Annotated in this window: 7 protein-coding genes and 1 pseudogene; 7 read left to right on the forward strand and 1 reads right to left on the reverse strand. The window is 41.7% G+C overall.

What is annotated here, in order from left to right:
• Positions 1 to 5,222 (reverse strand): FG-GAP-like repeat-containing protein (locus DLM75_RS16605; protein WP_118969644.1); only part of this gene is annotated, 5,222 nt, incomplete at its 3' end.
• 190 nt (positions 5,223 to 5,412) lie between these two features.
• Here DLM75_RS16605 and DLM75_RS16610 point away from each other — a divergent pair.
• The 7 genes and pseudogenes from DLM75_RS16610 to DLM75_RS25040 form a co-directional block, all read left to right on the forward strand.
• Complete coding sequence (locus tag DLM75_RS16610) at positions 5,413 to 6,285, forward strand: LA_3334 family protein (RefSeq protein ID WP_429945492.1); 873 nt, start codon at positions 5,413 to 5,415, stop codon at positions 6,283 to 6,285.
• Positions 6,282 to 7,781, forward strand: coding sequence for a Kelch repeat-containing protein (locus tag DLM75_RS16615; RefSeq protein ID WP_167731777.1), 1,500 nt, complete (start codon positions 6,282 to 6,284; stop codon positions 7,779 to 7,781). Before DLM75_RS16610 ends, DLM75_RS16615 begins: the two co-directional genes overlap by 4 nt.
• 5 nt (positions 7,782 to 7,786) lie before the next feature.
• Positions 7,787 to 8,395, forward strand: coding sequence for a tetratricopeptide repeat protein (locus DLM75_RS16620; protein ID WP_118969645.1), 609 nt, complete (start codon positions 7,787 to 7,789; stop codon positions 8,393 to 8,395).
• Positions 8,396 to 8,676: 281 nt separating this feature from the next.
• On the forward strand, positions 8,677 to 9,522 hold the full coding sequence (locus DLM75_RS16625; RefSeq protein WP_118969646.1) for a hypothetical protein: 846 nt from the start codon (positions 8,677 to 8,679) through the stop codon (positions 9,520 to 9,522).
• A 526-nt stretch (positions 9,523 to 10,048) separates the two neighbouring features.
• Positions 10,049 to 11,410: an RCC1 domain-containing protein gene (locus DLM75_RS16630; protein ID WP_118969647.1), complete on the forward strand. Its 1,362-nt coding sequence runs from the start codon at positions 10,049 to 10,051 to the stop codon at positions 11,408 to 11,410.
• Positions 11,411 to 11,568: 158 nt separating this feature from the next.
• Positions 11,569 to 11,793, forward strand: coding sequence for a hypothetical protein (locus DLM75_RS16640; RefSeq protein ID WP_118969648.1), 225 nt, complete (start codon positions 11,569 to 11,571; stop codon positions 11,791 to 11,793).
• Between the two features lie 1,350 nt (positions 11,794 to 13,143).
• Positions 13,144 to 13,386: pseudogene (locus tag DLM75_RS25040) on the forward strand (IS481 family transposase); the annotation flags it as partial.
• Positions 13,387 to 13,650 lie beyond the last annotated feature (264 nt).

Below are 13,650 nucleotides of genomic sequence, written 5' to 3' on the forward strand. Positions count from 1 at the left end.
CTTGTCTTTCGAATCCTCGTACCGGTGAAATCGTAGTCAAACCGCATCGTTTCCCCGTTTTGCGTATTCATTCGTTTTAACTTCTGAAACGGATCGTATTCCAGGTTCTCTCCGTTTCTTCCGATCATATTGCCGGCTGTATCGTAAGAATAGTCTACGGTCTGATTGAGATTCGGATTTACAACTCGTGTCACGGCCGTCTTGTGCAACGGGTCGTTGTAGCTGTAGGTCTGGGTTCCTTTTCTGAGAAGTTGTCCGGAATCGTTGTATTGATAGTCCTCGGTTCCGTATTTTCCAATGGCTTGTGTCAGCCTGTTGAGTGAATCGTAAGTAAAAGTCTGCGTTCGACTGGGAACGACCTTGTCTTCTATCTTTGTAAAATTACCTCTGAGATCGTATTCGTAAGAAACGTTTTCGTAAACTTCGTTGTCTTTTTTTGTAACGATTCCAAGAGGTCTCTTCTTCGCAGGATCAAATAGAATGGAAGTATTGACTCCGTTCCCGAGAATTCTTTCAATTCTCACTCCGTTTGAGTCCACAAGAGGACCGTTGTATTGAACCAGAGGAAGATCGGAACCTTCTCCGTTACCGGGAGTGAGAGTGATCCCGGAAAGATAACCTCCTTTGGAATAGAGATTCTTAGCAAGAGTTCCGTCCGGATACTTTACGCTTGCAATCTGATTCTGAAACGTATAAGTCTTTTCGATAAAAAAAGTTAAATCGTCTTCGATCAAACGTTTGCGAAGAAGAGTTTGATTCCCTCGCTCGTCGTATCCAAATTCGGTGGTTCCTAACGCATCCGTTACCTTGGTCAGCCTTCCTTTTCCATTGGGAACATTCGGATCATCATATTCGTAAACCTGAGTTTCGGATTCGCCGTTTGTGGAAGTTCCCCTAACAAATGTTACACGACCTAATGAATCGTATTGAAACTCGACCACGGACCCGTTTCCGTATCTCTGTTCCGTTAAATTGCCGACCGCGTCGTAGACATACTGCACCGTACCCGTATTGGGATTTTTAACTTGAGTTTGTCTTCCGATAAAATCGGTATCGATCGTAGTAATTCCATTGTCAGGATCCGTTATCTTCGAAATCTTTCCGTTCGTCTTGTATTGATACTTTGTAGACTTGCCTTCGATGACTTTTTCTAAAAGTTCCCCTTTCCCATTTCCTAAGGAAATTACGGTAGAAACGAGGTTTCCGTTCTGCGAAACCTTTTGTGTCGTATCGAAACCGGCGGCCTCTAATTCGACAACCGTCCCGTCGCTTCCCGTGACTTTTTTCTTTTTACCTTCTGGGTCGTATTCGAAGTCGTTCCAAGAAAAGGGAGCCTGTCCCTGCACGTAAGGCGATATCGCTTTGATCAATTTACCTTCGGAGTCATAAACGGATTCTTCCACAAGAACTGCGGCGTCGACGAGGCTACTTTCTTTTCTCGTAGTTTGTCCTCGGGAATTAAAATACTGGATCGTCCAGGATTCTTCTCCTGCTTCTCTTCGAATTTTAGTCTTAACCGTTTGATCCGTTGGATGTCCCGTGTTGCTGTATTCGATTTCTTCCAATGGATCGTTCATACCCGCAGGAATCGATTCGAGCGGCCTTCCGAATTTGTCGAAATGAGTTTCGGAACGATTTCCGTTGATATCGACGGATGCGATTTCCAAACCTCTGGTAAAATCATATTCTTTTGTAGTCGTATGACCGAGCCCATTCGTAATTTTCACCGGGAACTTGTGAACAACGTTGTCAATTTCGATTTGTATAATATTCCCTCTTGGGTCTTGGATTCGAATCGGATTTCCGTAAGAATCGTATTCGAGAATAGACTGCACCGCCCACTGAGATCCGCCTGTATACGTTCTCTCTTGATTTAAGAATATTCCGGAATACGAATATTCTTTTTGGGACATCAGTTCCCCGTCTTTGTAGGATTCCAGTCGAACCGGTTTTCCGATTACCCAGGCGGTAGTGTCGTTGTCATACACGGTTTTTTCTTCTATGACACAGCTTCCGATATCGGTGATTTTGTTCAAAACGTTCCCATACGAATCGTAACTGAAAGAAACGTTCGTAGTTTTGAGAGGAGTTCCGTTTTGATAATCGACTTGGGAACTTCCCGATTGACGAACCCGAATCGTACCGTCTCCCAGAACCGTCCTTGAGACGTTGTTCGTCGTTTCAGAAAGAAGGATACCGTTTTTGTAAGTAGCCGAGTAATTTGCAATCCCCGCGAGTTCGAGCGCGCTATCTCCAAACTGAGAAACAGTGGAAACATTCCGAATCAAATCCGTCTGAACAATTTCAGAATAACCTAAAGATCCGATGTTTCGAAGTCCGTTCCAAAAAAGTTTCGGATATCTGTATTGATACGTCGTCGATTCGTCGACTTGGGTTCCCGCCTTTTCCAAAACCTTGGAAACCACAAAATCAGGATTTACCTGAGGAAGCACATTCGGCTTGGAAGAATTATACGAGGTCGGAGTCACTTTTTGTTTCGCTACGTCATATGTGATTTCCATTCTTCTTCCATACGCACCATCCACAGAAGAAAGAAGTCCGTTTGGAACAGCGGGTTGGAATCGAATGAGATTCGGTTTTGAAAACGTGTGAAAAGGAACGTTACGATAAAGAACGGTCCCGATAAAAGGGATGTTGCTCGGAATCGGAACCGCCATCCCTAGCGCACTCGCCTGCAAGCCGATGAGCTCACTTCTTCCGTCCCCGTTCAGATCCGCCGTTTGTAAAAAGGCTTCCGTTGAATATTCCACGTCGCTGTTTGCGGAAAAGGTCGGAACCCCGCTCGCACTCGGTTGACTAAAAGAGATTCGAACGACCCCGTTGTGATAGCGAATGAAGTCCGCTCTTCCATCTCCGTTGATATCTGCGAATTCCTTTCGATTCAGCCAATTGGAATAAGCGATCGCGGACATTCCGGCTAACGCGTTCATGTCTGCCGGCGGAGGAGTCATCGCGGCGGGATTGACGTCGACAGAATAGAAGGTATCGTTCGGCCCAAACCAGACGTGCATCTGCTGTTGCCAGAAAAAAGTTCCCGCTCTAACCTTGTCATCTTCTCCGTCGAAGTTGATATCCAGGACCGTATCGTTAGACCAGTTTACGTTGAAGGGCGGAAGATAAGAATCCGTCGACGGTTTGTAGATTTCGATTTGATAGTAATCGCCGAAATAGTAGACTCGATCCGGAGATCCGTCGTTATTGATGTCGTAGAGCGCATAACCGCTCGAAGACGGAAGGCTCATGTTTTGCAGGTCCTGGCTCGCGACCGTTTCGTTTAGAAAGTTGCTGTTTCCTCCTCCGGATTCCGAGTGAAACCTTCTACCATCCGAAAGACGAACGTTCAGGTAACCGTTGTCCGTACCTGCCGCAGAAAAGTAAGAAAAATCTAATAGACCATCGCCGTTGACATCGGAAAAAAACTGATCTCCCATCTTTCCGAAATTCCCTTCGCTTAGCTCGTTCGTTTCGATTTCGTTCAACGTGCTTCCATTGGAATCGAAAAAAGTAACCAGAAGTCTTTGGTTGGAAGTCCCGTCGATTCGAACAAAATCAGGAACACCGTTCTGATCCAAGTCCACAAACTGTTGAAAATTGGATCCGAAATCGGCGATCGTAAGCTTTTGCGCAAAGCTAAAACCGGATCCGTTGGAAAGAAAAACATCCAAACGGAGTTGATCGTCTGCTTGTATAAAATCCGCCTTCCCGTCTCCGTTGACATCAACCACATAATGTCTGTTCCGAGTATCACTTGCAAGATTTGGAATATTCACCAGGACGGAAGAAACTGAGACCGAGTTAAAGTTGGGTCCGAAAAAAATACGAACTGGTTGAGTGTTTCTTTCCAGAACCACAAAATCCATTCTACCGTCCCCATTGACGTCACCAGGAAGAATTTTACCGTTCGCATTCAGATCCATTCTGTCGCCTAATGTATCGTTGTTAACGGAAAGATTGGAAGTCGAGGCTTCCCAGACGCCCATGTCTAATTTAGAAAAATACTGACCGTTACGATCACCCAATACACGAACGAACTCAGGGACTCCGTCTCCCGAAACGTCGACCGCAGTCGTAAAAGAATTTTCAACTCCGTTTTGGCAAATGTCCCCGAGACTTTCCACGCTGGAACGACAAACTTCACCTGCCAAACCGAAGGAGGCGGCCATACAAGCCGCGCTGGAAGAACAAAGACAGACTAACGCACCAAAGTCACAATCCCTTTGTTTGGAAGAATCAAAGGCTCGATACGTGAGTTGGAAGTTGGTGCTCGGCGCGGAATAACTCGTAGTAGCCGGAGCTGAATTCGTGTATGTAAACGAAAGAGGTTTGAAATTGGATCTTTCGATCGTTTTCAAGAGCAATTCTCCGCCGACAATATCATAGGAAAATTCATACGTTGCCGTTTCCTTCTCGGTCCCGTTTTGATCTTTTGCAAACACCCGAATGGCGGAAAGCTGAGTTCTTCGTTCACCACCTTTCGAAAGTTTAAAAATTTTAAAGAAGGAGCTCCCTCGAGTTTCATACTCGAAAACAATTCTTGCATTCCCGTGAATATAATTAACTTCTTTCGGAGCAAAATCGGGGAGGGTGCTTGAATCAAAATAACTTACGTTATATCCGTTTCCATTGAGGTCCTTAACCTGATCTACCGCCCAGGCTAATTCGTTTCCGGAAGAATCGACGATCTTAGAAGAAGAGCTTGGAATCGAACCAAAAGAGGATTCTAATCCAGTTTTTTCGCGGACGGTCCAACCATTTGTATTCTTTGTAACTTTCTGAAAGGTCTCCGTTTTTGTTTTAAAAACGCCGGCTCCAAAATTTCTCAATTCTCCCGTTAGATCGCTTGTAAACTGATCACTACTTCCATTGTGAATTCCAAAAGAAGAATTTTTGCTGACTTTGGGAAAGCCGGATAGGCTCCAACCTTTGCCTAAGAATCCAGAATCGGGATTTCCCGACTGATAACTGAGCGAAATTGACGGGACCAAATCCCCTGCACCGGGAGGCGCCTCGATTGAAATCGAGAAAGATGCCTTTCCTGTACGATCTACGTTAATCTCCGGAAGAGGGAATGGAATTGAGCTTTCTTCATTGGAAGCTAAGGAAGAAAAAAATGATGTAATGGAACTAAGGCTAAACCAATTGATCAGAAAGAGAGAAGAAAATATTAAGAGAGCGATCAAAGACGTTTTTTTGTTCTTCATTTTGAAGTTACCTACACGTTATATCCCATTGTGACAAATTAAAGACAAAGTAGTGTCTAAAAAAACAAGTAAATTTTCTATTTACAATATATCTATAAATTTTCGATGAGTGTATAAAGGATATTACGGAAAAGTGTTAATTAAAGAATATATCTCGATATGCGTCATTTTGAATAAATTTGTTAAACGAATTGATGGATTATTTTTCATTTTGATTCTACTTTCATCGTCTCTTTTTCCCTCCGAATTACTCCTCAAATCAGGTGATGCGTTCTTAGTAGATGAGATCAATGAAAGCGCGGATACCGTTAGTCTTCGTTGGAAAGGAAGATTGTATCGAATCCCTAAGTCTGAGATCCAAAGAATTGATTACGCAAGAAAAGGCCCTGAATCCTCGTATCAATACTCAGAGTTTCAACTAACGGATGGAAGCTCTGTTCGCGGGATCATAGTAGAACGGAAGAAAGACAAGATTACTTTTAAAACCGAACTAGGTTTTGTAGAAATCGACAAAGCAAAGATTCAAAATTCAAATTCGAAATCTTTAGAGAGCGACAACGAAAGTCCGGATTTGCCTGATAAATATCTTTCTGGAAGATCGGGAGAGAATCAGCTCTTTGTGGGTGGTAGTCTCTTTGCACAAGCAAATCACGGAGCTTGGTTTCATACAAATCCCGCAACGGGTGGAGCAGGACTCTTTTTAGAAAAAGGGTTCTTAAATCGACCTCTTTGGTTTTTTGGATTTCTTTCGGAATATTCAAACGCGCCTTCTACGACCCAAGGTTCTGTGAGTCTTTGGAATCAATCCTTCTATATTGGAAAACAATTCGGATCTTCGGCACCCTACTTTTTGTTCGGAGGAGGAGTTACCTCAATTCAATGGAAGAGTGATTCCAGATCCGTAAATGGAACCGATCCGGAATTGTTAAGCGAAGTCGGCTGGGCTTGGGATTTAAACAATGGATCGCGATTAAGGTTGGGAGTCCGCTCACAATGCACGATAGAATCCGGTGATTCTCTTTGTAGAACCGGTTTAAGAATCTCTTGGGGTCTTTTGTTATGAACCATTTTAACACTGAAAATACGACTTGGGTTCGAACTTCCGTTTCAGGAATTTTTTCATCGAAGAAGATGAGTAAAAGAATCCTTTTGTTCTTCTCGGGCTACGCAAAAAGCACATTTAAGAACATTCAAAATTTAATATATTCTAATTTACTTCTATTTTCGATATTTTTCTCGAATTGCCAAAACTCTCCTCTTTCCAATATCCATGACGCGGAAACGGCAAAAGTAACTCTTGCTCTTGTTACTCAGTTAGGGCCAAGATCCGCAACGATCAGTTGGGAATGTTCTTCTTCTCAACCAGGTTCTGTTGTTTATGGAAGAGGTGGAATTGAATCGGCCAGTATCAGCTTAGAAAATGCAAAGATTCATTCCATGACTCTTCAAAATTTAGAATCGAACACCGATTATATCGCTTCGGTCTTCTGTTCTTCGGATATTAGCAACCTCCAAGGTGTTCCGATCGCATTTAAAACATGGGTAAGTGATTTTCCAAATAGGACTCGTGGGCTTTGGGTCGTGGGCGGAATCGGAGCCGATGCAAATCCAGTTTCGCAGATTGATTTCTATGATCCGGTTACAACCACTTGGTTTCCGGCGGCGACATCGATTCCAACTCCTCGCGCATTTGCAAACGTCGTCTCTCACAAAGAAAAAATCTATGTAATTGGCGGATTAGAAAAGCAGGCCGGTGTCTATGTGGCTTCCAAGAAAACCGAAGTCTATGATCCATACTTAGATCAGTGGAAGACGTTAGCCGATATGCCAACCGCAAATCAAGGCGGAGTAATCGCTTCCGTTGGGGAAGAAATCTTTATCATCGCCGGAACTACTACAACGGACATGACAACGGGAACGGTCCTGAATACTGTCTCCAGATTCTTTCCCGGAATTGGACCAACTGGCGTGTGGCAAAGTTTTGTGTCACTCACTGCAATCTTCGCAAGAATCGATATGGCTGGTTGCGGACTCAATGGATCGATCCTTTTCACGGGTGGAAGATTCAACGCAGATGGTTCTGCTCAAGTTACTTCGGACGGATATGTCCCTTCCGTAAATTCAACCACGAGCGCGGGTGAACCTTCGATCAACCTCGCAAGACATGGATCCGGCTCGGCTTGTGTAAAACCTTTGAACTCAGATTCGTTTCCAACAGATCCAGAATGGTTTGCGGTAATTGGTGGTTCCACTGGAACAAGCACCTTACAGCCAGTAGGCTCCATCACTCCTTCCAACAGAACGGATTTTTCTCAAATTGGCTCAGGAGCGTTTACGATCGGTCCAATTCTTCCGGCTTCCGTCTATTACCCAGGAACTCAAGCCTCCTATGAAACAAGAAAGTTATTCGTCCTTGGTGGTGCTACTGCACTGAATATTCCAACGGATACCGTTTACTCAATTGGTCTCCAAAATCCGATTGCAAGCACTTGGACTACGGAAACTCAGAAAATGCCAAGAGCACGCTACGCTCACAAAGTCATCCGAATCGACAGGTAAATCTCATGAAATCGATCTTTCAAATCATTCTCTATGCTCTTCTTTTTATAATTCTTTCGTTTGGTTTATCTTCCGAAGAAAACGTGATGGCCGGAAGTCATGAAGATGGAGAACGTCTACTCGAAGAAAGCCAATACGCAAAAGCAGAGAATCTTGCAATCTCTCTTCTCACAAACAATCCGTCGGATCCGAAAGCGGAATTCATTCTTACAAGAGCTTGGATCGGGCTTGCGAGAGAAGAGAAGAAACGCGGGAACTACGACCGAGCCAAACAGTTTTTCCAAAAAGCATATCTAAAGTGGCCTCTGAATCAAGAGCTGAAAGCAGAGATAGAGAATTTGCGGAAGATACCAAGTCAGAGAAATTTCGGACAGTCAGGTTTTGGAAAAGGATCAAGTTCGAATACAGTGATTCTTTTGGACTCGGAAATTTATCGTTCGGTTCAGGATATAAAGGAAGAATTGAATTCGATTTTATTACAATCAAAAGTGTTCAATCAAGAAAACGAGAGAATATCGTCTAAAGAAAAATTCTATCAAATTGCTTTGATATGCCTAACTCTTTTTTCCTTGGCAAATCTAATTTTCACTTTTTTACTCTGGATAAGAAGATAGAAGATGTTTTCTTGGTTCCGTATAACCTTCAACTGAATTCAATCATTCGCAAAAGTAGATACCTACAAGATCATAAAATAAAGCGGTTCCGATAAAATGATAAATCTCACCTCATACTGCACAGCATAATTTATAAAATAATTTATGATTTTTGAATATGAGTGAAACGAAATCCTTAAACTGTTTGACAGATTCAAAAACTGAAACCGATGCTTTCACAAACTGCCGAATTAGTAATCCAAAGCATCGGTAGTTAGATTCCCTCATAGGAGATTTTGTAAATGCAAAGAAAGAGAAAAGCGCTGTTTAAAATTCTAACCGTCATAATCCTATTCACTTCATTTGGACTAACTGCAGAAAATAAAAGAGGCCCTTTCTTCTTTGAGGTCACGTACGGAGAAGGTCTTAAATATCTGAATGCGACCCCAAACAAGATTGACGGCAATTCTATGGACCGGGAAGTAAAATATGACAATATCGATATTATCGGGCCTTACGCGAACGAACTCGGAACACAAGGAGACAAAGTCGCGAGCGCCTATGCTTTTAACAACGCTCCAAAACCAAAAATAAACGGACAAAACAATTCTTTCTTATTTGAGTATCTAATCAAATCCAAATTTGGATTTGGCTTCAGCTTGAACAATGCCCAGTTTCAAGCTTCTAATCTATCGTATTCAAAACTTGAATATCTTTTTGACCTTGGAATACTTCGTTCCATTTCACCTTCGGCTCAATATATACCGACCGATCAACTTGTCAAATTAGAGACTGCCTTACCCTATTTCACCTATCAAGATAATTCATTTTTACGAATACAAACTTTCAATTTCCATTTTTCATACCACTTCCTTGAAAATTCGGCCTTCGATCCTTATATTCGATTCTCGGCTGGTTATGGAAGAGATTCGATTAATAATACCAAAATTATCCAATCGAGCATTGTAATTGGCTCCCGATATTTCATTTTCGAAAATGGTTATCTATTGGGAGAAGTAGTCGGAAATAACTTCGACGCTTATAAAGAAACAACGGGTAGTTTTCACAATCTTCTTGATGTAAAAGAAAGACACATTTGGTCTTTCCAAGAATATACAGCAAAATTTGGAATCGGATTTAATCTTTAGGAAAAAGCATTCTTAATTTGAAAAAAGAAAAATTCATTCGATTAGCATTTCCATTCCATTCCTGTTTACAACTAAGTTGTTTTTATCGTTATCAACACGAAAAGCTTTAGAATATTGATTTGAGTGACAAGAAAGAATTAAGATCACTGTGAATCTCCCAATTTAATGGACTCGTTTGTGCAAAATAAAATGGGAGCTTATCGATCGCTCTCTGAACTTTAGAAGCTCGTCTGGAAAACGAGCTAGGCAATCATCCCCCTCAGTTTTATCATTTCCTAAAATTGCTCTAAATCTCGATCAATTCTATTCTTGAAAGTGACTTAATTTAAATTCAAACGGGACTAGTTATTTTAGAAAGACATCGGCAACATTAGTTTTCGCGAGACTCAGGGTTCCTTGTGACAGTTTTTGAATCGCAGATGAATCCCGATTAGAAAATACTTATTTCGAAGCATATGCTATAAGTTGAAATTTTCCACTTATAATTCATATCGAGGAAATCGGCTCGGTGCATTATAATGTATGAATGTATTTTCAGTTCGTTCGGAGTATTTTCCTCCTGTCCCTATTTCTATTTTCTTTCTGTTCTCTAAAGACTTACAATCCTTCGGACCCGACTACCAGAGAATATATCGAGCATAAATGGTTGCAAAGTTTTTTTATCACTGTGGACAATCAGCCCGCTTCAACTGAATCTCAGTCTACTCTGGTGCCAGTGATGGCCAACTCTCTTGTTTCGGGAGGAAATCATGTTTGCGTCCTTTTGACGAATGCGAAGGTGCGTTGTTGGGGAAGAAATAATTTCGGACAACTGGGGTTGGGAAATGTAAACTCAATCGGAGATAACGAATTCCCCTCCACTGTAGTCGATGTGGACGTGGGAGGAGACGTTCAACAAATCGCGGCCGGAGAAGAACATACCTGCGTTTTACTTACGAACGGAAAAGTCCGGTGTTGGGGAAAAGGTAGTAACGGACAATTAGGATACGGAAACCTGAATTCGATCGGAGACGATGAAACTCCGGCGAGCGCGGGCGACGTCCCTCTACCCATGACCGCAACTCAGGTCACTGTCGGAAGCAATTTTTCATGTGCCTTATTGATCAATAGTACGGTTCGTTGTTGGGGAGGAAATTCTTCCGGAGAGCTGGGATCTGGAATCGCCGGAACCGTCAATAACGCTTCACTGTCGAATGTGGTCAATACGGGAGGGGTGGCCGTTGCCTCTCTTTCTTCGGGATGGTACGGATCCTGCGTAGTCCTTGTGAATTCAAACGTTTACTGTTGGGGTAGCAATAATTTTGGACAATTGGGATACGCAAATACAACGGATGTGGGTGCAACGAACACTCCATTTAGCGTCGGAACCGTATCGTTCGGGCTTTCCATCTCTAAAATTTCAATCGGATTGTATCATGCATGTGTAATCGGAACTCTTCAACAATTGCAGTGTTGGGGTTACGGCGCAGACGGCAGGCTGGGTTATCCCGGTTCTTTAGTGAACGTCGGCGACGATGAGACCCCAGCCGGATTGACGGATCTGGTCCTTGGAGGAAACGTTCGTCAGGTCTCAATTACTCATCACACCTGCGCATTGTTAGTCGATGATACTTTACGTTGTTGGGGACTTGGTACAAACGGGAAACTCGGTTACGGAAACGTAATCCAGATCGGGGATGACGAGACCCCGGCTTCAGCAGGTGCGGTTCCAGTTGGATTCTCCGTAAAAGAGGTTTCTTTGGGATACGGTCATTCTTGTGCGTTAGCCGCCACAGGACGGGTCCGTTGCTGGGGAGCCAATGGCTACGGACAATTGGGCTACGGGCACACGACTGATATCGGCACTTCTGCGGGGCAAATGCCACCTTTGGACGTGTCCTATCGGTAAGAGGAAAGTTCTATTTTTTTCAAAAACATTCTATAAAAACAATTTGAGAAGAATCCTTCGAAGACTTGTTTACGGAGAATTTATCAAATTGCATTGATTTTTATTGGGGGGATTTCTCTTTTGAATCTAATCATGAATTTTATGATTTGGAGACGAAAATGAAATGGAAAGAATTTCAAAGTGAATTGCCCAAGCTTACACCAGGTGATCAGATTTTACTACGCTCTGTTTCCGGAGAATTTTTTGTTGGAGAAGTTACGAACGAAAGGATACTAAAACGACCTGGAACCGGTTACAGATATTCTCTTCGAGACAACACGCTATCCCATTGGTGTGAAATTGTGAGTCCTGAATCATTTATTATTTCTCAAACTCTAAATTAATTTAGTCCCAAAGTCTTACCTTTCTTTTGCATGGCGTCCTTACCTAAGAGAAATCCAACTCAGATGCAAAAAATAAAAAAGGATGTTAGACGAAGTCAGTAGTAAACTTCTAATTCTCCTTCTAATCGTTATAAAGACGGCTATATAAGAATTTAATCAAAGAGATAATGGAAAAAACGGAAAGGAGTAGAAGAGAGCCTGCTGAAACCAAATTGATCATCGCTACGATACCTTCTTTTAAGGTTAAAGACGAGGTCGACCAGCAATCTCCCAAGCTTATACGTTCGTTGCATGTATCATCATATGTAATTAGCATCACACTCGATATTAGATAAATTACAAAAAAAGAAAAAAGACCGGCAAAAGTAAAGGCAAAGTATTTCTTCCACAAAATTAGGAAAGCTAGTTGAGCTAAGAAAAATAAACAGGTCAATAAAAAACCAAAAAACCAAGTATTTGGAAGATCATGGCTGTGCGAAGGAGCGCATCCAAACGCAAGAAAGAGAGCAATTAAGGTCGAGTTTTTAAAAATCATTCTATCATCCTGTTTCGCTGTTTCGATTATCAAAATAACGCTTATTTGCTTCGTTAAACGATTACTTTGGGATTTCATCGAATTCTGTATCATCGGCGATTTAGGTCCTCTAAACATTTGTATCCAACGGAAGAATTTCAGGAAATAGAAATGAGTATTCTTAGAAAGCGATAAGCAATAAAACGATACTCCACTTCGATTCTTGCATAAACCGAATCGCTACATAATTCCTTTTTTGATATTTGCCTTTTTATTAAATCAAATTCGGTCATAATCTTTTCACAAAGCGAAACCGTAGTTGCATAGAGCCGATTTTTAATTTTTCTCTTGTGTATAATTTAGCAGTGAAGAAAGCAAAGCTCTCAAGCTCTGCACTTCCGAATCACTCGGTCCTATAATTCCAATTAACATCTCGACGATTTGAAAAATTCAAAACAAGACAAAAAATTCAATTTTCCTTCTTCTATACGACAGCTGATGTCAAAATTTCATAAGTCCCTTAACAATAGATATTCTCAAAATTGAACCGGAAATGGAGAAAACAATACATTTAATTAAAATTTCCCGATGTTCAGAGATTAAACATAGGAACCCAATCAGGAAATAACGGCGAGTTTTTATACTTGGGGATCTGAAAAAATTGTTTCGAAGGAATCCGCGGACAAAATCGTTTTGAAAGCTTTTCGGATAATCCGAATTTCCCTATGTATGTAAGCGAAAAGATTCATCGGACAATCGAATAAAAATCAATGGTCCCGATTCCTCTGAAAGTAAAAATGATTATACTGCAAATTGTTTAAACTCATGAGAAAGCAATGACCACCAACGCCAATGCAGTGGAAAAAGCAAAAGAAGAAAGCTAAATTAATTAGAACTCGCTAACGAATTAGAAAATGTCAGTAAAGCTTGCAAGATCATGGGAGATTCCCGTCACAGTTTTCTACGAGATCAGCAAAAGCGTTCAAACATACGGCGAAGAAGGACTCTTGAATTGAATGCCAGGAGCAATTGGACCTCACCCAAACAGCGTAAGCGAAGAAATCGAAAGAGAAGTCTTACCAGATAGCGCGGTCATAAAACTCCCGATCTTTTCTTTTTTGAATTTGATCTTCACCATTTTTCTTTGGAGACGAAGATAGAGGAAGTTTTATTGGTTTCGTATTAGCTTCAACTGGTTTCCATCATTCGCAAAAGAAGATACCTGCAAGATTTTAGAATAAAGAAGTTCCGATAAAATGATAAATCTCACTTCATACTTCGTAGCTTTATTTATAAACTGATTTAGGATTTTTGAATTTGAATAAAATGAAATCCTTAAACCG

The organism is Leptospira stimsonii, assembly GCF_003545885.1.
Classification (GTDB): Bacteria; Spirochaetota; Leptospiria; order Leptospirales; family Leptospiraceae; genus Leptospira; species Leptospira stimsonii.

Bases quoted from the DNA above. Each gene is read 5' to 3' on its own strand.
- DLM75_RS16615 (WP_167731777.1), top strand. From the start codon at position 6,282: ATGAACCATTTTAACACTGAAAATACGACTTGGGTTCGAACTTCCGTT.
- DLM75_RS16620 (WP_118969645.1), top strand. From the start codon at position 7,787: ATGAAATCGATCTTTCAAATCATTCTCTATGCTCTTCTTTTTATAATT.
- DLM75_RS16625 (WP_118969646.1), top strand. From the start codon at position 8,677: ATGCAAAGAAAGAGAAAAGCGCTGTTTAAAATTCTAACCGTCATAATC.
- DLM75_RS16630 (WP_118969647.1), top strand. From the start codon at position 10,049: ATGTATTTTCAGTTCGTTCGGAGTATTTTCCTCCTGTCCCTATTTCTA.
- DLM75_RS16640 (WP_118969648.1), top strand. From the start codon at position 11,569: ATGAAATGGAAAGAATTTCAAAGTGAATTGCCCAAGCTTACACCAGGT.